Source organism: Micromonospora sp. NPDC005220 (assembly GCF_040607895.1).
Lineage (GTDB): Bacteria > Actinomycetota > Actinomycetes > Mycobacteriales > Micromonosporaceae > Micromonospora.
On the sequence record NZ_JBEXHP010000059.1, the window covers coordinates 1 to 19,002 of the forward strand.

Below are 19,002 nucleotides of genomic sequence, written 5' to 3' on the forward strand. Positions count from 1 at the left end.
ACCCGCACCGGCGGCCGGGGGCCGCTGCTGCTGGCCACCCTGGATGCCGAACGGGTTGTTACCGGCACCTCGCGCCGGCGGACGACCGCCCGGCCGGGCACCCGGACCGGGAGCCGGCGTGCTCGGACGAGCTGCCGGCGAACCGGGACGGGGCGGCATCGCCGCAGGACCCGGCCGAGGGCCGGGACGGTTACCGCCGTCGGCCGGAGGCTCCCGGCGAACGGGGTTGTCCCGCTGCTGCTGGCGGGCGGCCTGCGCGGCCTTGACCGCGGCCTCCTGCTCAGCCTTCAGCGCGGCGGCACGCGCCTCCGCGGCCGCCACCTCGATGTCGTGGGCACTCGCCGGCTTGGCGACCGGGGCCGCCGACTGCGGCGCACCGGGAACCGGACCCTTGGGCTTCGGACCGGGTGCCGGCGCGGCCGGCCGCCGCGGCGGCATCGGCTTGGCCGAGACCCGGGGCGCGCCCGGGGTGGGGGTTGGCGTCGGGGTCGGGTTTGAAGCCGGCGTCGACGCGGGCGCCGACGGAGCGGCGGCCGGAGCCGGAGCACCGGCGGACGCGACGAATGCGTTACGCAGCCGCCGTGCGACGGGCGCCTCGACGGTGCTGGACGCGGACTTCACGAACTCGCCCATTTCCTTCAGCTTGGCGAGAACGGTCTTACTCTCGACCCCGAGCTCTTTTGCAAGCTCGTGTACGCGGGCCTTGCCTGCCACTGCACTCCTCACTCCGAGGTCGTGCGGGCAGCACCCGCAGCGACCTCACTCGTGCACTTGAAGCCTGGTCATTTCAGGGACTTCATCGTGTGCTCATGTCGGTCGTCCTACCCTGCTAGCGACCCTCGCCCGGTCGGGCTGACCGGACGTAGTGGTTGGCGCATCGACGTGCTCCGCCAGCACACCGTGGTCAAGGACCTCGGTGCTGCGCAGCGCACGCCCGAAGGCGCGGCGCCGCACCGCCAGCGCGAAGCAGGCCGGATCCGGGTGCATGTTCGCCCCCCGACCCGGCAGCCTGCGGAGCGGATCAGGCCGGAGGCTGTGACCAGCCTCGTCCCTGACCGCGACGATCCGCAGCAATTCGCTGGCCGGCGCACGTTGCCGGCAACCCACACAGGTGCGCTCCGGCTGCGCGCGTCGTACCACTGGAGGAAGTCTACCCCTAGCTGCCCGAGATCGCGCCGCCCGGCTCCCGCACGTGATCAGTTACCCCACGCGCCGCCGGTGCGGTCTGCTCCGCGTCGGAGCGAATGTCGATCCGCCAACCGGTCAATCGTGCCGCGAGTCGGGCATTCTGCCCCTCCCGCCCGATCGCCAGCGAGAGCTGGAAGTCGGGAACGGTCACCCGGGCGGCCCGACCGGCCAGGTCGACCACCTCGACCCGTAGCGCCTTGGCCGGCGACAGAGCGTTGCCGACGAAGGTGGCCGGGTCGTCCGACCAGTCGATGATGTCAATCTTCTCACCGTGCAGCTCGCTCATCACGGCACGCACCCGCTGACCCATCGGGCCGATGCAGGCGCCCTTGGCGTTCACCCCGGGGGTGGTGGAGCGGACGGCGATCTTCGTGCGATGGCCCGCCTCACGGGCGATCGCGCCGATCTCCACGGTGCCGTCGGCGATCTCCGGCACCTCCAGGGCGAACAGCTTCTTGACCAGAGCCGGGTGCGACCGGGACAGGGTGATCTGCGGCCCACGCATGCCCTTGGCCACGTGCACCACCACACAGCGAACCCGCTCGCCGTGCGCGTACCGCTCGCCGGGCACCTGCTCGGACTGCGGCAGCACGCCCTCCAGCTTGCCCAGGTCGACGCTGACGATGCCCTTCTCGGTACGCGTCTCGTGCGCCTGCACCACGCCGGTGACCAGGTCGCCCTCGCGGCCCACGTACTCACCGAAGTGCACCTCGTCGGTGGCCTCCCGCAACCGCTGCAGGATCACCTGCTTGGCGGTCATGGCGGCGATCCGGCCGAAGTCGTGCGGGGTGTCGTCCCACTCCCGAACCAGGCTGCCGTCCTCGTCCATCTCCTGCGCGTACACCAGGGCGGCGCCGGACTTGCGGTCGATCTCCACCCGGGCGTGCGGTTCGGCCCCGTCGGTGTGCCGGTAGGCGGTCAGCAACGCGGTCTCGATCGCCGCGAGGATCGTGTCGAACGGGATCTCCCGCTCGCGCTCGAGTGCGCGCAGCGCCGCGAGGTCGATGTTCACCTCTCCTCGTCCTCCACATCATCTTCGTCGTCGATGTCGTCTGAATCGTCGATCTCGTCGGAATCGTCCGCGTCGTCGAACTCGTCGTCCGGCTCACCGAGCTCGGCGAGCCGGGTGAACTCGACCTGCACGCGGCCGGGGCCCAGCTGGGCGTACGCCCAGGCGGCGCGGCCGTCGTCGGTCTCCAGGTGCACGCCCTCGTCGTCGGCCGCGACCACCCGGCCGGTCAGCTGACGGTCACCGGCGGGCTGCTCGCCACGCTGGCCGGGCAGCGCGGCCGCGCCCCGGATGGTGACCTTGACCAGTCGGCCCACGTTGCGCCGCCAGTGGCGGGGCAGGGTGAGCGGCCGGTCGACGCCGGGCGAGCTGACTTCAAGCTGGTACTCGCCGGCGACGATGTCGCCACCGGTCTCCTCTGCGGCGTCCAGCGCGGCCGAGACCGCGCGGGAGACGTCCGCGACGGCGTCCAGGTCGATCCCGCCGTCGGTGTCCACCATCACCCGCACCACGTGCCGGCGGCCGGCCCGGGAAACCGACAGGTCCTCCAGGTCGTAGCCGGCGTCGTTGACCACCGGCTCGATCACGGCCCGCAGTCGGGTCCGCCGCGCGGCGAGGTCACCGCCGCGGGGACCCGCGGCATCGCGGGGTCGACCCGTCGGCCTGGTGGCACGGCCACGCTGCGTCATCTCCGCACCCTCTCCCTGGTCGACGGGGACCGGTCGTCCCGCCATGCCGGCACGCCACCGGAGTGGACACGCCGGTGGTTGCGCAGAGCGTAACGCGCCTGCCCGGCAGCGGACCGGGCGGCGCACCGACGCGGGTGACCCCCGGACCGGCGCGCATGGTGTTGACTTGGCCGGTGGGGATCGGCAGAACGACACAGCGCGACCAGGCAACCGGACATTCCCGGCGAAAGCTCCTGAGTGCCGGGGCACTGCTGGTGCTCGGCGGCACCGTGACGCCGCTGACCGGCTGTGATCTTTTCGACCGCGACGACCAACCAGCTCCACCGCCCGACCCGCTGCGGCCGATGGTGGACGAGTCACTCGCGCTGGCCGCCGCCTACCGGGCCAGCGCGACCGCGCATCCCGAACTGGCCGACCGGCTCAACCCGATCGCCGAGACGCACACCGCGCACGCCACCGAGCTGGCCCGGGTGATCGGCGTGACAGTGCCGTCAGCCGCCTCGGCCGCCCCGACCACCGCCCCTGCGGCCGATCCGGACGACGCGCGCGCCGCCCTGCGGGCCCTGGAGAAGACCGCCCAGCAGTCCGCCACCGCCGCCTGCGCCGCGGCGCCCGCGGAACGGGCGGCGCTGCTCGGGTCGATCGTCGCCGCCCGGGCAACACACCAGGAGGCACTGAAGTGAGGCAGCCGTCAGCCGGGGAGGCGCTCGCCTCCGCCCTGTCCGCCGAGTACGCGGCCATCTACGCCTACGGACGGATCGGCGTCCGGCTCAGCGGAGCGGCGCGGGACGCGGCACGCCAGGCGGAGGCCGCGCATCGACGTCGACGCGACGCGCTGGTGGTGCAGATCACCACTGCCGGAGGCGTCGTCCCGCCGGACCGCGCCGGGTACGCCCTGCCGTTCCCGGTCACCGACTCGGCCAGCGCCCTGCGGCTCGCCGCCGAGGTGGAGGAGCGCACCGCCGCACACTGGCGGGCCGCGCTGGCGTCCACCACCGGCGCCGACCGGGACCAGGCGCTGGCCGCCCTGGTCGAGTACGCCGTGCGGGCCACCCGGTGGCGGAAGACAGCCGGGCTGACCCCGTTGACTGTCCCGTTTCCCGGTCGGCCCGCCTGAACCGGTCCGCTCCGGTTGCGGTACGCATACCAGGTATGCATACTCCGGTGCCATGTCCATCCGTCACGGGTTGCTCGCCCTGCTCGAACGCGGCCAGATGTACGGCTACCAGCTGCGCGCCGCATTCGAGGAGTCGACCGGCTCGACCTGGCCGCTGAACATCGGGCAGGTCTACACCACGCTGTCCCGGTTGGAGCGGGACGGTCTGGTGCGCCCGCTGCCGGAGAGCGAGGCCGGGCAGCGCCCGTACGAGATCACCGACGCCGGCCGGGCGGATCTGGCGCTGTGGTTCGCCACCCCGATCAGCCGTACCGACCGACCCCGCGACGAGCTGGCGATCAAGCTGGCGCTGGCGCTCACCACCCCCGGGGTCGACGTCCGGTCGGTGGTGCAGGCCCAACGCAGCGCGACGATGCGGGCCCTGCAGGAGTTGACCCGGTTGAAGTACGGCAGCAACCGGCCGGAGGATCTCCCCTGGCGCCTGGTGCTGGACTCGATGGTGTTCCAGGCGGAGGCCGAGGTGCGCTGGCTGGACCACTGCGAGACCAGTCTGGTCCGGCACCAGCCCAGCGGCCCGCCACCCCCCGCTCCCCCGCCCGGTGACGCCGACGCGCGGGACGCGGCTCGATGGGCCGGCGAGGAGGCACGACGGTGAGCGGGTCGGGCGACGCGGTGCTGGAGCTACGCGCCGTCCACCGCACCCACGGCGCCGGGCCGGCGGCGGTGCACGCGCTGCGCGGCGTCAGCCTGGTCGTCCGGCCCGGCGAGTTGGTCGCCGTGATGGGGCCGTCCGGCTCCGGCAAATCGACACTGCTGGCACTCGCCGGAGGGTTGGACCGCCCGACCGGCGGCGAGGTCCGGGTCGAGGGACAACCGCTGGGTGCACTGGACCGCCGCGGGCTGGCCCAGCTGCGCCGCCGCCGGATCGGCTACATCTTCCAGCAGCTCAACCTGCTGGGCAGTCTGAGCGCCCTGGAGAACGTGGCGCTCCCGTTGGAACTCGACGGGACCAGCGGACGTCGGGCCCGCGCACTGGCCATGGCCGCGCTCACCGAGGTGGGCCTGCCCGCGTTCGGGGACCGCTTCCCGGACCAGCTCTCCGGCGGGCAGCAGCAGCGGGTGGCCATCGCCCGCGCGCTGGTGGGCGAACGCCGGCTGGTGCTCGCCGACGAGCCCACCGGGGCGTTGGACTCCCAGACCGGTGAGGCGGTGCTGCACCTGCTGCGCCGCCGGATCGACGCGGGCGCCGCCGGAGTGCTCGTCACCCACGAGGCGCGGCACGCCGGCTGGGCCGACCGGGTGGTGTTCCTCCGCGACGGCGTTTTGGTCGACACGACGGCACCGCTGGGCAGTGTCGAGCAGTTGCTGTCCGGCAGCGACAGGTGAGCCTCCGCCGTCCGAAGCCGCCCCCCGAGCGGGCCGACAGCGAAACACCGCGACCGGTCGCCCCGGTCGGCCGACGGCGGTTCGCCGAGCTGACCGGCTCCTGGCGGGCGGCGCTGCGGATCGCCCGGCGGGAGTCACGCCGGTCCCGGCGGCGGACCGTCCTGGTGCTCGCGATGATCGCGATGCCGGTGGCGGCGCTGGCCTTCCTGGCGGCGAGCTACGACATGGCCGAGCTGACCCCACAGGAACGGATCGACCGCCGGCTCGGGGTGGCCGACGCCCAGTTGCAGTGGATCGCCAACGCCCCGGTGGAGCAGGACGAGTGGGGTGAAGGCTGGTACACCCGTGAAGGCGAGATCCCCTCGACGGTGACCTCGGCTGAGGTGTCCGCACTGCTCGGACCGGGCAGCCGGGTAACCGAGGTCCGTCCGCATGTCCCGCTGACCCTGCGCGGCCCGCACCGCGACGAGGTGGTGAACGGTCGGGCGCTGGACCTCACCGACCCGCTGGCCCGCGGGCTGGTGCGGTTCCGGGCCGGCCGGGCGCCGCAGCAGCCCGGCGAGGTCGCGGTCAGTCCGGCGGCGATGCGTCGCCTGGACCTGCGCCTCGGCCGCGCCGTGGCCGCCGCCGACGGGAGCAGGGCGTACACCGTGGTGGGTGTGGTCGAGTTTCCCGACGACCTCGGGCCGGTCGTGGCGCTGCACCCGGGGGCCGTGCCGGCGACCAGCCCGGAGCCGGACGGTGTCTGGCTGGCGGACGTGCCGGGCACCGTCGACACCGAGATGGTGTCCCGACTCAACGACAGTGGGGTGGTGGTCACCGCGCGACACGGGTTCGGCTCGCCGCCCGGAGCGGACCGGACCTGGCTCGGGTCGGTCGTGGGGGACAACCCGAACGACCTGAGCACCGGCGTCCTGATCGCCGGCCTCGGGCTGCTGGAGGTCGTTCTGCTGGTCGGGCCGGCCTTTGCCGTCGGAGTCCGTCGGCGCCGGCGGGATCTGGCGCTGGTCGCGGTGGCGGGCGGGGACGCCGCCCAGCTTCGCCGGGTCGTGCTGGCCGACGGTGTGGTGCTGGGTGTGCTGGGGGCCGCCGCCGGCCTGCTGGTCGGCGTCGGCGCGGCGTTCGCCGGTCGCCCGCTGATGGAGCAGTACGTCTTCAGCGCCCGCTTCGGCGGCTACCGCTGCTGGCCGACAGCGCTGGTGCTCCTCGCCGGCGTCGCGGTGCTGGCCGGGGTGCTCGCCGCCCTGGCACCGGCCTGGACGGCCGCTCGGCAGGACGTCAGCGCCGGGCTCGCCGGGCGACGCACCCCGGCGAAATCCCAGGGCCGGTGGTTGGCTCTCGGACTGACGCTGGTGGTTGGCGGGGCGGGGCTGGCGGCGTTCGGGGCCACCCGGACTTCCCCGGCGGTGGTCCTCACCGGGCTGATCCTCGGCGAGTTGGGCCTGGTCTGCTGCACGCCCACGCTGCTCGGGGCGCTGGCCCGGCTCGGCCGCGTGTTGCCGCTGGCACCACGGATCGCGCTGCGCGACGCCAGCCGCAACCGGGCCGCCGCGGCCCCGGCCATCTGCGCGGTGATGGCCGCTGTCGCCAGCAGCGTCGCGCTCGGCGGATACCTGGCCAGCGACGGCGCCCGCGACGCGCGCGCCTACCGGCCGGCGCTGCCGACCGGCCACGTACTGGTCTACCCGGTCGGAACGGGAGAGCAGCCCACCCTGGCCCAGGTCACCGACGCGGCCCGGAGTCAGTTCGGGGTCGGCGCGGTCGCCCTGGTGCAGCCAGCGAGCTGCGGGGCGGGGCGCGGCGGCTACTGCGACATCGCACCGGTGCTCCCGCTGGCCCAGGCCTGCCCCTGGCAGCCCGGCGTTCAACTCCCGGCGGCGCAGCGCCAGCAGGCCCGCGCCGACCCCCGCTGCCAGATCCGCGGGGCGGACTACTTCGGCGGCTACGTGGAACCCGGAGTCGACGACGGGACCGCGCTCCCCCTGCTCACCGGCGTGGACCCGGCGACGACCGCAGCCGCCACGGCCGTGCTGCGCGCCGGCGGCGTGGTGGTGACCGACCCGCGCTACCTGCACGACGGCCTGGTCACCGTCCGGGTCAGCGAGGTGGAGGACGGCCGGGACCGGCCGATCACCGACCACGACCTTCCGGGGTACGCGCTGACCCGGGCGACCGGCCCGCCCCGTCTGCTGCTGTCCTCGGCAGCGGCCCGACAGCTCGGCCTGAGCTGGGCTCCGGCCGGCTGGGTGATCGGCACCACGACCCCGCCCGACGAGGAGCAACAGGCACGGTTCGCCGCCGCCCTGCGCCCCTTCGGGACGCTCTCGCTGAGTGTGGAGAACGGCGGCCCGCCACACGACGTCTCACCGTTGCTGCTCCTGCTCGCGGCGGCGGCCGGGCTGATCACGGTGGGAGCGGCCGGGATCGCCACCGCGCTCGCCGCCGCCGAGGGACGCGCCGAGCTGACCACCCTCGCGGCCGTCGGCGCGGCCCCCGCGGTACGCCGAGTGCTGGCGATCTGCCAGGCCGGGGTCATCGCCGGTATCGGTTCGGTGCTCGGCATCGTGGCCGGCCTCGGCACCGCGGCGATCGTGCTGGTGTCGGTGAACCGGCAGTACGCCAGCGACTGGCCGGTTCCCGACCCGTACCCCTTTCTGGTGCCGTGGCCCGCGCTCGGGGTCCTGGTGCTGGTGCCGGTGGTGGCGATGCTCGGGGCGGGCCTGTTCACCCGCGCCCGGCTGCCGATCGAACGGCGGCTGGACTGACTGATCCGCCGGGCGACCGAAAGGGGACCGGGCAGGGGTGCCGCCGGGGCGGGGCACCCGGCAGACTGATCGGCGTGTCAGCGCTGGGAAAAGTCACCCGTCGGGTTGGTCATCATCGTTGGTTCGGCGCGGTCGCACGTCTGTTGGTCCCCGCCGATCGGGTGGTCGGTCGCCTCACCCGGGGCCGGGTGGTCGCCCTCGGCCTGATCCCGTCCCTGGTGATCACCACGACCGGCCGCCGTTCCGGCCAGCCCCGCAGCAATCCGCTGCTCTACGTGCCCGACGGCGACGCGTTCGTGGTGATCGGCTCCAACTGGGGGCAGACGCACCACCCCGGTTGGGCGATGAACCTGCTCGCCGATCCCAGCGCCGCGGTGGACGTGAAGGGCCGGCGGGTCGCGGTGCGGGCCGAACGGGCGTCCGGCGCCGAACGGAACCGGTTGTGGCAGCTGCTGGTCACCGAGTGGCCCGCGTACCGCACGTACGTGCAGCGGGCCGGCGGCCGGGAGATCCACATCTTCCGGCTGGCTCCGACCGGGCGCGGCGCGTCCGACGGCCCGCCAGCGGCTGGCTAGGCTGACGCCCGGTAGCCAAGGCGAGGTGGTTCCGTGAGCGCGAGGAGTGAGCCGGGGTTGCGAGCCCCGCAGCCGCGAACAAAGGCAGACCCGTGAGCGCGAGGAGTGAGCAGGCCGGTGTCGACCGGGGCCTCGACGATCGACGGTGGACGGTCGCGGAGCAGGTCGCCCAGGCGGTCCGGCGGCGGTTCCCGGCCGACGCGCTCGCGATCGCGGTGCACGGACCGCTCGCGCACGGTGACGACGACGGCGGCGGGGACAACGAGGCGGGCATGCTGGTGGTCACCTACCGACCGGGGACCGGGCCGCCGCCGGCGACCCGGCGGGTGGACGGGGTGCTTGTCGATCTGACCGTGGCCGCCGCCGAGGACTATCTGGCCCAGGCCCGGGTGCTCTCTCCGCTCTGGCCGCTGACCGCCGACCGGTACGTCACCACGCAGGCGTTGCACGATCCGACGGGTTGGTTGCGGACGCTGCGCGACGAGCATCTGGGCCGGCTGGCTCGGGCCCGGCCGGCGGAGTTCAGCACCGCAGCCCGGCAGGCGTGGTACAGGGGCAGCGCGGCGCACTCTCGGGCGGCTCGGCTCGCCGAGTGGTACGAGACCGATCAGGCTCTGCTGATGCTCGGTGAGGCCCGGCTGGCGGCGGCCACGGTGACCGGTCTGCTGAGTCGCACCTACTTCCGTGACCCCGGGGACGCGGTGCGGCGTACCGGGTTGGCCGGCGCGGACATGACCGAGGTGGGTGTGGTGCTGGCCCGGCAGGCCGAGGAGTTGGCCGCCCGTGGTCGGGCGGTCGATGGCACTGTCGACGAGCTGCTCAGCACCTGAGCCGTGTCACAGCCCGCCCGGTACGCCGATCAGCGAGCCGATCAGGTAGGTGGCGCCGGCCGCCGCGGCACCCAGCACCAGTTGGCGCAGCCCACTGGTCCACCAGGGACGGCGGGTGAAGCGGGCCACCACGGCACCGGCGGCGAACAGCCCGAGCCCACCGACGGCGAGCGCCAGCCACAGTTCGGTGGCGCCGAGCAGGTACGGCAGCAGCGGGACCAGCGCGCCGATCGAGAAGAACAGGAACGACGAGATCGCCGCGGCCCACGGGCTGGGCTGGTCGTCGGGGTCGACGCCCAACTCCTCGCGGACGTGCACCCGCAGCGCCTCCTCCGGGTCGCGGCGGACCGCTTCGGCGACCTGGGTGGCGAGGTCCCGGGGCAGGCCCCGGGCCACCCACGCGTCGGCCAGCTCCCGGGCCTCCGCCTCGGGGTGCCGTTCCAGTTCCCGTCGCTCCTTGGCCACCTCGGCGGCGACCTGCTCGTTGGCGGAGCGCACGCTGGTGTACTCGCCGAGCCCCATCGAGATGGCACCGGCCACCAGGCCGGCGGTGCCGGTGAGCACGATGCTGCGCGGTGACACCCCGCCGCCGCCGACGCCGGCGATCAGGGCGATGTTGGTGACCAGGCCGTCCATCGCGCCGAAGACGGCTGGGCGTAGCCAACCGCCGGAGACGTCCGCGTGGTGCGCCTCGCGCAGCGCCGCTGGGGTCTCGGTCACGGCGCTTGCCCTTCGTTCGCGACTGCGGGACTTCGCTTCGCTGCGTTCCTCGCGCTCACGGCAGGGTCAGGATCTCGTGGCCGTCGTCGGTCACCACGATGGTGTGCTCGAACTGCGCCGTCCACTTCCGGTCCTTGGTGACCACCGTCCACCCGTCGTCCCACATGTCGTACTGGTAGGTGCCGAGGGTGATCATCGGCTCGATGGTGAACGTCATGCCCGGCTCCATGATGTCCGTGGGGCGCGGGCTGTCGTAGTGCGGCACGTAGAGGCCGCTGTGGAAGGCTTCGCCGATGCCGTGGCCGGTGAAGTCGCGGACCACGCCGTAGCCGAACCGCTTGGCGTACGACTCGATGACCCGGCCCACCACGTTGATCTGGCGACCCGGTGCGACGGCGCGGATGCCGCGCATCATCGCCTCGTGGGTCCGCTCGACCAGCAGTCGGGCCTCTTCGCTGACCTCGCCGACGCAGAAGGTGGCATCGGTGTCACCGTGCACCCCACCGATGTACGCGGTCACGTCGACGTTGATGATGTCGCCGTCCTGCAGGACCGTGGTGTCCGGGATGCCGTGGCAGATGACCTCGTTGAGGCTGGTGCAGCAGGACTTGGGGAAGCCCTTGTAACCCAGCGTCGACGGGTACGCGCCGTGGTCGCAGAGGAACTCGTGCACCACCTTGTCGATCTCGTCGGTGGTCACGCCGGGCTTGCAGTGCTCACCGGCGAGCTGGGTCGCCTGGGCGGCGAGCCGGCTGGCGATCCGCATCTTTTCGATGGTCTCCGGCGTCTGCACGTGCGAGCCACGCCACTCCTGCGGGCGCTTCTTGCCGACGTACTCCGGTCGGGCGATCTGGGATGGCACCGGTCGCATCGGGGAGAGCGTGCCTGGTGTCAGCGGCGGACGGACGGTCATGCCGCAAGCCTATCGCCGGGACCGCTGGTGACCCGCGCCACGGCCGCCCGGTGGAGGTTGTTGCCCTGCCAGGGCGGCTGTGCCATGGTGTCAGCGTGGATCAAGGGGGAGCACCGCCCGTCTTCTCCGCCAGCGCGGAGATCGATGGCGACCACCTCCACGTGGTGGTGGCCGGTGAGGTCGACATGGCGACCGCGGACACGATGCTCCAGACGGCGCTGCGCCAGCCCGCCGCGAAGATCACTCTCGACCTGACCGCTGTCACCTTCTTCGACTCGGCCGCCATCCACGCTGTGGTCCGGCTCGCCCAGCGGTTTCCGGGCACGCTCACCGTTCGTCCGTCCCGGCAGGTCCGTCGGGTGCTGGAGATCTCCGGCCTCGGCGAGCAGGGCTGGCTCGACCCGGCCTAGGCCCGGCGTCGCGGTCCTCGGCCGAGCGGGCCGGCGGAGCCGGGCCCTCAGGCGTGCCGGCCGCCGCCGGGCGCGCGGTCAGTCCTGCAACTGCCGGCGCAGCGTCACCTCGGTGCCCTCATCGGTACGCCGTACCGACAGCTCGCCCAGCGCTTTGATCAGGGCCAGCCCGCGGCCCCGGAAGCCGGAGCCGGTCGACTCCCGCCACTGCCCGCTGTCGCGCACCGTGGCCGTCACCGTCCGACCCTCGATGGCCACCTCCACGCTGATCATGGCCTCGGCGGGATGGATCGGGTGTTCGATGGCGTTTGCCGCTGCCTCGGAGACGGCGACGGTCAAATCGAACAGGTCGGTCTCGCCGACGGAGTGCGCGACCAGGAAGTCCTCCAGCCGCTTGCGCAGCACGCTGAGCCGGGTCGGATCCGCCGGTAGCCGCAGCGCGAAACGGTTGAGCTCCGCCGCCTCCAGGGCGAGGACCGCCACGTCGTCGCGGCGCGGCCGTCCGGTGACCCGCCCGACGACCGCGTCGATCAGGTCCACCACGTGCTCACTCGGGGTGGCCGCGTCGATGCGGAGCTGGGCCAGTGAGTCGTCGATGCCGAGCTGGCGGTCCTCGATCAGCCCGTCGGTGTAGAGCAGCAGTCGCGTGCCGGCCGTCAACTCGCCCTCGACCGACTCGTACGTCGTGTCGGGAAGGGCGCCGACCGGTGGACCGAGCGCCCGGTCGTGCAGGAACGCCACGGCGCCTCCGGTGATCAACAGTGGGGACGGGTGGCCGGCGCTCGCGTACCGCAGCAGACCGGTGCGGGGGTTGAACAGCAGGCAGACCACTGTCGCGAAGGACCGGCCCTCGGTCGAGCCGACCAGCCTGTTGAGCCGGGTCAGCGACTCACCCGGATCGAAGCCCTCCAGCAGGTACGCCCGCATCGCGTTGCGCAGTTGCCCCATCGCCGCGGCGGCCCGGACGCCCTTACCGACCACGTCGCCGATGACCAGCACCAGCTCGTCGCCGTTCAGCACGATCGCGTCGTACCAGTCACCGCCGACCTCGACGTCGGCGCTGCCGGGCAGGTACCGGCTGGCTATCACCGCGCCAGGCAGCTGGGGCAGCGACCGGGGCAGCAGGCTGTGCTGCAGAGTGGTGGCGATGCGGTGTTCGGCTTCGTAGAGCTGGGCGTTCTCCAGGCGCACCCCGACCAGCCGGGCCAGTTGGGTCAGCGCGGCGTCGTCGGTCTGCGCCTCGTCGCCGGTTGCCCGCCAGACCCGCAGCTCACCGAGGCGCTTGCCGGCGGTGCCGGTCAGCTCGGCCACGAAGGACGGGTCGGCGGCGGTGCTGCCGCCGGCGTCCGCCTCGAAGCGCGCCTCGGCCGCGGTCACGGCCACCCGCGCCGCCTCGGCGAGGCTCAGCGCGTGTCGGGCGGCGACCTGAAGCACGTCAGCGGTGGATCGGGCGGTGTTCACCGCCACCGCCGCGTCGGCCAGTGCCCGGAGACGGCGGATGATCTGCCCGCGCAGCTGGCCCAGCTCCACGTTTGCCCGTACCCGGGCGGTCAGCTCCTGCGCGGAGAACGGCTTGGTGAGGTAGTCGTCGGCGCCGACGGCGAGACCGGCGACGGCCTCGGCGGAGCCGGCGCGGGCGGAGAGCAGCACGATCGGCACATGCCGGGTACGCGGGTCCGCGCGCAGCGCGCCGACCAACCCGAACCCGTCCAGCCGGGGCATCATCACGTCGGAGAGCACCAGGTCGAACCCGCCCTCGCGGGCCAGCGACAGGGCATCGAGCCCGTCGTTCGCGGTGACCACGTCCCAGGTCGGGGAGAGCAGCCGGCTGACGTGCTCTTGCAGGTCGGCGTTGTCGTCGACGACCAGGATCCGGCCAGCCGAGGTGCGCTTGGCCGGCTGACGGTCGAGCTCGGGTGCCGACGCGACACCCGCCCACAGCGCGGTCTCCGCCACGAAGAGCCGGGCCGCCTCGGGCTCACCCACGGGCAACGGGCCGAACGCCACCACCCGGTCCGACGGCAGGTGCGCCGAGCCGAACGGAATGGTCACCGTGAAGGTGCTGCCCACGTCGACCTGGCTGGTCAACCCGACCTCACCGCCGTGCATCTCGACCAGCTCCCGGACCAGGGCGAGGCCGATGCCGGTGCCCTCGTGGGTGCGTGCCCGCGCCCCGGCCACCCGGTGGAACCGTTCGAAGACATGCGGCAGCTCGTCCGGCACGATGCCGATGCCGGTGTCGGTCACCTCCAGCCGGGCCGCGCCTTCCACGGCCCGGATCCGTACCCGGATCTCGCCGTCGAAGGTGAACTTGAGCGCGTTCGACACCAGGTTGAGGACGATCTTCTCCCACATGTCCCGGTCGACGAAGACCGGTGTCGGCAGCGGCGGACAGTCCACCACCAGTCGTAACCCGGCCCGGTCGGTGGCCGAGCGGAAGGTGCTGGCCAGCCGGGCGGTGTAACCGGCGAGGTCGGTGGGCTGGTAGCGGGCGGCGAGCCGACCGGACTCCAGCCGGGAGAAGTCCAGCACGGTGTTGACCAGCTTGAGCAGGCGCAGCGCGTTGCGGTGCATCATGGTGAGCCGGTCGATCTCGGTGGCGGGCAGCTCGGGGTCGGCCAGCATGTCCTCCAGCGGACCCAGCACCAGGGTCAGCGGGGTACGGAACTCGTGGCTGACGTTGGCGAAGAAGTTGGTCTTCGCCCGGTCCAGCGCGGCCAGCTCGGCGGCCCGGGCCCGTTCCTGCTCGTACGCCCGCTGAGCGGCGACCGCCCTGGAGATCTGCGCGGCGACCAGGTCGAGGAAGTCGCGGTAGTCGTCGCTGAGCGGCAGCTGGCGGGCCACGCCGACGACCAGCGCGCCGACCGTCTGGTTGGTCGCCGTGAGCGGCAGCACGAGGGCCTCGTCGGCGGCATCGACCGGCAACGCGTCGAGCACGCCGGCCACCTCGACCGTGGCGGGCGCGTCATCGGCGGTCAACCGGGCCAGCAGCCGTGCCGTGGCATCGGCGTCGGGCGGGGTGGTGCCGGTGTGACCGGCCAGGGTGAGCTGGCCGCTGTCGTCGGTCAGATAGATCAGGGCGAACGGCACGTCCGCCCGGTGCCGGCCGAGCACCCCGGCGGCGGTCCGGCCCAGTTCCGCGGCGCTGCCGATGTCACTCAGCTCGGCACCCAGCTCGGACAGCGCGCGCAGCCGGCGCTCGCCGAGCACCCGCCCGGTGGTCTCGCTGACGATGCAGTAGACGCCACTGACCGAGCCGTCGTCACCTCGGATCGGGTCGTACGAGACGTCGAAGTAGGTCTGCTCGACAAAGCCGTGACGGTTCAGCAGAAAGGGGTGGTCCTCGCCCCGGTAGGAGCGTCCGGTGCTCCGGACGCTGTCGAGCAGCGGGCCGAGCACCGCCCAGGTCTCGGCCCAGTAGGAGCGGGCCGGCTGACCGATCACGTCCGGATGCTTGGCACCGATGGTCGGCCGGTAGGCGTCGTTGTAGAAGGCGAACTGCTCGTCGCCCCAGAACATGACGATCGGCGCGCTGGAGGCGAGCATCATCCCGACCGCGTTCGAGAGCGCCGGGGGCCACTGACCGGGCGCACCGAGCGGGCCGGAGGACCAGTCGAAGGAAGCCAGCCGGCCCCCCATCTCACCGCCGGCCGCGAACGCGGCCGCCAGCATCGGAGGGGTCTCGCGGCCGGACAGGGCGGCATGCCCGATGTCCGCACCCCCCTGGGCCGAGCTCATGCAGCCTCCCGCTCCGGCCGTACCCCTCGACCGTTGATCTTCACCCGCCGTGCTCCGACTTGTACCCCAGCGGAACAGCAACGTAACGCATCACGAGCAATGGACGCTGGTTATGTGCGCCCGGGCCGGCAGGCACCGGACAGTGCGGATGGACGGTGGCGTCGAACAGGGGCTAGCCGGAGCGCCCTGACGAGTCAGAAGACCGGCAGCCCGTCGATGCTCGCCGCGTTCTTGGTGGCCCGGTAGACCACCAGGTCGTCGACGCTGCGACGGGAGTGTGAGGTGAGTAACAGATCTCGTTCGGCCCGGAAGTCCATCAACGGCACCGCGTATCCGCAGGAGCCACTGACCCGCTCCACGTCGACCGTGATGACCGCCCGGACGGCGTGCACGTCGGGCGGCGCCGGAAACTCGGCGAGCCGCTCGGCGAACTCGGCCTCGGTCACCGCGACGCTGCTGCCCCGACCGTGCAACCGGACGATCTTCGGCGGACCGTCGAAGGCGCAGAACATCAGCGTGATCCGGCCGTTGTCCCGCAGGTGGGCGATGGTCTCCGCCCCGCTGCCGTGATAGTCGAGGTAGGCCACCCGGTGCGGGCCGAGGATCACGAAGGTGCCCCGCATGCCCTTGGGTGACACGTTGACGTGCCCGTCGGCACCGGACGGCGCGGTCGCCACGAAGAAGAGCGGCTGGGCCGCGATGAAGTCACGCAGTCGACCGTCGATCTCCGGATAAACCTTGCCCATCCGTCGATCCTCCCACCGGCGCCACCGACCGGCGGGGGCGATCTCCGTCACACCCGCTGGTCAGCGGTCCGCACCAGCGCCGTGATCGGCCGGGGATCCGACTCGTTCTCCGGATGCCACTGCACCCCGAGCACGAACGGCAGGGCCGGGTCCTCCACCGCCTCGACCACGCCGTCCTCCGCCCAGCCGGTCACCGTGAGCCGGCCCGGGTCGGCGACCGCCTGGTGGTGGTACGAGTTGACCTCATCGACCCCCGCCAGCACCGAGGCGGCCAGGCTCCCCGCGGCGAACCGCACCGGGTGGGCCCCGTACACGCCAGGTGCCGGCCGGTGCGCCTCGTGACCCACCACGTCGGGCAGGTGCTGGTGCAGGGCGCCGCCGTACGCGACCGCGAGCAGTTGCATCCCCCGGCACACGCCCAGCACCGGCAGTTCGGCGGCGAGCGCGGCGGCCAACAGGGTCAGCTCGCCGGCGTCCCGGTCCGGCCGGTCCTCGGTACGCGGATCGGGTGGCTGGCCGTACCGCCCCGGGCCGACGTCCGCGCCGCCGGCCAACAGCAACCCGTCGAGGACAGCCACCACGTCCGCGTCCACGTCGTCCGGCGGCAGCACCACGGCCCGGCCACCCGCGGCCGCCACCGCCCGGGTGTACGCCTCCGGCACCAGCACCGCCCGCACCCCGCGCCAGGTGGCCCAGTCGGCGGGTTCGACGTACGCGCTGACCCCGATCAACGGCCGCCGCGCGCTCATAGGGGCGTGACGTAGGCGCCCGTGATACCACCGTCGACCACGAACTGCGCGGCGGTCATGAACGAGGCGTCGTCGCTGGCCAGGAACGCCACCGCGGCGGCGATCTCCTCCGGTTGCCCGAAGCGTCCCATCGGCACGTGCACCAGCCGACGGGCGGCCCGCTCCGGGTCGGCGGCGAAGAGCTCCAGCAGCAACGGGGTGGCCACCGGGCCGGGGCAGAGCGCGTTGACCCGGATGCCCTCCCGGGCGAACTGCACGCCCAGCTCCCGGGTCATCGCCAGCACCCCACCCTTGCTGGCGGTGTACGCGATCTGCGACGTCGCCGCGCCCATCAACGCCACGAACGAGGCCGTGTTGATGATCGACCCCTTGCCCTGCCGACGCATGTGCGGGATGGCGTACTTGCAGCACAGGTAGACGCTCGTGGTGTTGACCCGCAACACCCGCTCCCACGCGTCCAGGCCGGTGTCCAGGATGGAGTCGTCGTCCGGCGGTGAGATGCCGGCGTTGTTGAACGCGATGTCCACCCGGCCGTGCCGGTCGGCCACCCCGTCGAACAGGTCGCGTACCGCCGACTCGTCGGCCACGTCGGTGGCCACGAACTCGCCGCCGCACTCCTCGGCGGCCTTCGTGCCGGCCGCCGCGTCGATGTCCACGCAGACCACCCGGGCCCCCTCGGCGGCGAACCGCCGCACGGTGGCCAACCCGATGCCGCTGCCCGCTCCGGTGACCACAGCCACCCGGTCCTGCAACCGACCCTGCACTGGCCTCACTCCTCTGTCGCGATGAACACGTTCTTGACGTCGGTGAAGGAGTGCAGCGCGTCCGGGCCCAGTTCACGGCCGAGCCCGGACCGCTTCATCCCGCCGAACGGGGTCCAGTAGCGCACCGAGGAGTGCGAGTTGACGCTGAGGTTGCCCGAGTCGACGGCGCGGGCCAGGCGCAGGGCCCGACCCACGTCCCGGGTCCAGATCGAGCCGGAAAGGCCGTACTCGGTGTCGTTGGCGAGCCGGACCGCGTCCGCCTCGTCGTCGAACGGCAGCACCGAGACCACCGGGCCGAAGATCTCCTCCCGCCAGTGCCGGTCGGCCGGCGAGTCGGCCAGCAGCACCGTGGGCGCGTGCCAGAACCCGGGGCCGTCCGGGCAGGATCCGGTGAAGGCGACAGTCGCCCCGGTGAGGTAGCCGGCGACCCGGTCCCGTTGGGCGGCCGAGATCAGCGGGCCCATCTCGGCGGTGTCCCGGGACGGATCCTCGACCCGCACCGCGCGTACCGCCGGTTCGAGCAGTTCCAGGAACCTGTCGTACACCGAACGCTGGACCAGGATCCGCGACCGTGCGCAGCAGTCCTGGCCGGCGTTGTCGAAGACCGCGCCCGGCGCGGTCGCGGCGGCGCGTTCCAGGTCGGCGTCGGCGAACACGATGTTCGCGCTCTTGCCGCCCAGCTCCAGGGTGAGTCGCTTCACCTGGGCGGCGCAGCCGGCCATGATCCGGGTGCCGACCTCGGTGGAGCCGGTGAAGCAGATCTTGCGGACCGCCGGGTGGCTGACGAACCGCTCCCCCACCACCGAACCCTCGCCCGGGATGACGGTGAAGACACCGTCGGGCAGGCCCGCCTCGCGGGCCAACTCGGCCAGGCGCAGCGCGGTGAGCGGGGTCAGCTCGGCGGGCTTGAGCACCACTGTGTTGCCGGCGGCGAGCGCCGGGACGAAACCCCAGGCGGCGATCGGCATCGGGAAGTTCCAGGGCACGATCACGCCGACCACACCGAGTGGCTCGTGGAAGGTGACGTCCAGCCCGCCGGGCACCGGGATCTGCCGCCCGGTCAGCCGCTCGGGCGCGCCGGCGTAGTAGTCCAGCACGTCGCGGACGTTGCCCGCCTCCCACCGCGCGTTGCCGATGGTGTGCCCTGAGTTGCGCACCTCCAGCACTGCCAACTCGTCCAGATGCGCGTCGACGACGGCAGCGAACCGCCGCAACAACCGCCCCCGGTCCCCCGCCCCCACAACCCGCCACGTCTCGAACGCTTTCGCGGCACGCGCGATCGCCGCGTCGACGTCCGCAAGGGAAGCCCCAGGAACCTCCCGAAACCCCACCCCGGAAGCCGGATCAACAATCACGCTCACGCGCTCCACCCCTCGTCGTCGATCATGGAGTTGTGGTGCCTC

The 19,002-nt window shown here is 73.0% G+C and carries 19 protein-coding genes; 8 read left to right on the forward strand and 11 right to left on the reverse strand.

The genetic code is table 11. The features are described from left to right. The 4 genes from ABZU52_RS20865 to rimP form a co-directional block, all read right to left on the reverse strand. A partial coding sequence (locus ABZU52_RS20865) for a translation initiation factor IF-2 N-terminal domain-containing protein (protein ID WP_354972657.1) occupies positions 1-714 on the reverse strand: 714 nt, incomplete at its 3' end. Positions 715-807: 93 nt separating this feature from the next. After that, positions 808-1,140 (reverse strand): YlxR family protein, encoded by a 333-nt coding sequence (locus ABZU52_RS20870; RefSeq protein ID WP_081884157.1) that lies wholly within the window; start codon positions 1,138-1,140, stop codon positions 808-810. A gap of 16 nt (positions 1,141-1,156) precedes the next feature. Next, on the reverse strand, positions 1,157-2,200 hold the full coding sequence (gene nusA / locus ABZU52_RS20875; protein WP_354972658.1) for a transcription termination factor NusA: 1,044 nt from the start codon (positions 2,198-2,200) through the stop codon (positions 1,157-1,159). Beyond that, positions 2,197-2,886, reverse strand: coding sequence for a ribosome maturation factor RimP (gene rimP, locus ABZU52_RS20880; protein ID WP_354972659.1), 690 nt, complete (start codon positions 2,884-2,886; stop codon positions 2,197-2,199). Before rimP ends, nusA begins: the two co-directional genes overlap by 4 nt. A gap of 155 nt (positions 2,887-3,041) precedes the next feature. On the opposite strand from rimP, the gene ABZU52_RS20885 reads away from it, so the two are divergent. The 7 genes from ABZU52_RS20885 (at position 3,042) to ABZU52_RS20915 (ending at position 9,559) form a co-directional block, all read left to right on the forward strand. Further along, positions 3,042-3,569: a hypothetical protein gene (locus tag ABZU52_RS20885; protein WP_354972660.1), complete on the forward strand. Its 528-nt coding sequence runs from the start codon at positions 3,042-3,044 to the stop codon at positions 3,567-3,569. Further along, positions 3,566-4,003, forward strand: a complete 438-nt coding sequence (locus ABZU52_RS20890; protein WP_354972661.1) for a ferritin-like domain-containing protein — start codon at positions 3,566-3,568, stop codon at positions 4,001-4,003. Before ABZU52_RS20885 ends, ABZU52_RS20890 begins: the two co-directional genes overlap by 4 nt. A 52-nt stretch (positions 4,004-4,055) precedes the next feature. Beyond that, complete coding sequence (locus ABZU52_RS20895) at positions 4,056-4,658, forward strand: PadR family transcriptional regulator (protein WP_354972662.1); 603 nt, start codon at positions 4,056-4,058, stop codon at positions 4,656-4,658. Further along, positions 4,631-5,389 (forward strand): ABC transporter ATP-binding protein, encoded by a 759-nt coding sequence (locus ABZU52_RS20900; RefSeq protein WP_354972663.1) that lies wholly within the window; start codon positions 4,631-4,633, stop codon positions 5,387-5,389. Before ABZU52_RS20895 ends, ABZU52_RS20900 begins: the two co-directional genes overlap by 28 nt. Continuing rightward, the gene (locus tag ABZU52_RS20905) at positions 5,386-8,154 is read left to right on the forward strand and encodes an FtsX-like permease family protein (RefSeq protein WP_354972664.1); all 2,769 of its coding nucleotides are present in this window, start codon (positions 5,386-5,388) and stop codon (positions 8,152-8,154) included. The genes ABZU52_RS20900 and ABZU52_RS20905 overlap by 4 nt, the downstream gene beginning before the upstream one ends. A 74-nt stretch (positions 8,155-8,228) precedes the next feature. Beyond that, the gene (locus ABZU52_RS20910) at positions 8,229-8,729 is read left to right on the forward strand and encodes a nitroreductase/quinone reductase family protein (protein ID WP_354972665.1); all 501 of its coding nucleotides are present in this window, start codon (positions 8,229-8,231) and stop codon (positions 8,727-8,729) included. Positions 8,730-8,821: 92 nt separating this feature from the next. Further along, complete coding sequence (locus ABZU52_RS20915) at positions 8,822-9,559, forward strand: nucleotidyltransferase domain-containing protein (protein WP_354972666.1); 738 nt, start codon at positions 8,822-8,824, stop codon at positions 9,557-9,559. Between the two features lie 6 nt (positions 9,560-9,565). Here ABZU52_RS20915 and ABZU52_RS20920 read toward each other — a convergent pair whose 3' ends face one another. Both ABZU52_RS20920 and map read right to left on the reverse strand, forming a co-directional pair. Then, complete coding sequence (locus ABZU52_RS20920) at positions 9,566-10,279, reverse strand: VIT1/CCC1 transporter family protein (protein ID WP_354972667.1); 714 nt, start codon at positions 10,277-10,279, stop codon at positions 9,566-9,568. A gap of 55 nt (positions 10,280-10,334) precedes the next feature. Continuing rightward, positions 10,335-11,192, reverse strand: coding sequence for a type I methionyl aminopeptidase (map, locus tag ABZU52_RS20925; RefSeq protein WP_354972668.1), 858 nt, complete (start codon positions 11,190-11,192; stop codon positions 10,335-10,337). Positions 11,193-11,287: 95 nt separating this feature from the next. On the opposite strand from map, the gene ABZU52_RS20930 reads away from it, so the two are divergent. Continuing rightward, on the forward strand, positions 11,288-11,602 hold the full coding sequence (locus ABZU52_RS20930) for an STAS domain-containing protein (protein WP_354972669.1): 315 nt from the start codon (positions 11,288-11,290) through the stop codon (positions 11,600-11,602). A gap of 78 nt (positions 11,603-11,680) precedes the next feature. On the opposite strand, the gene ABZU52_RS20935 is transcribed toward ABZU52_RS20930, so the two are convergent. From ABZU52_RS20935 to ABZU52_RS20955, 5 genes are all read right to left on the reverse strand, one after another. Then, positions 11,681-15,340, reverse strand: a complete 3,660-nt coding sequence (locus ABZU52_RS20935) for a SpoIIE family protein phosphatase (RefSeq protein ID WP_354972670.1) — start codon at positions 15,338-15,340, stop codon at positions 11,681-11,683. A gap of 194 nt (positions 15,341-15,534) precedes the next feature. After that, positions 15,535-16,086: a pyridoxamine 5'-phosphate oxidase family protein gene (locus ABZU52_RS20940; RefSeq protein ID WP_354972671.1), complete on the reverse strand. Its 552-nt coding sequence runs from the start codon at positions 16,084-16,086 to the stop codon at positions 15,535-15,537. A 47-nt stretch (positions 16,087-16,133) separates the two neighbouring features. Next, positions 16,134-16,835 carry a gamma-glutamyl-gamma-aminobutyrate hydrolase family protein gene (locus ABZU52_RS20945; protein ID WP_354972672.1) on the reverse strand — a complete coding sequence of 234 codons (702 nt, stop codon included), beginning with the start codon at positions 16,833-16,835 and terminating at the stop codon, positions 16,134-16,136. Continuing rightward, entirely contained in the window at positions 16,832-17,599 is a 768-nt protein-coding gene (locus ABZU52_RS20950; RefSeq protein WP_030489498.1) for a 3-oxoacyl-ACP reductase, read from the reverse strand. Before ABZU52_RS20950 ends, ABZU52_RS20945 begins: the two co-directional genes overlap by 4 nt. A 5-nt stretch (positions 17,600-17,604) precedes the next feature. Next, positions 17,605-18,960: an aldehyde dehydrogenase family protein gene (locus ABZU52_RS20955; protein WP_354972673.1), complete on the reverse strand. Its 1,356-nt coding sequence runs from the start codon at positions 18,958-18,960 to the stop codon at positions 17,605-17,607. Positions 18,961-19,002: the final 42 nt, after the last annotated feature.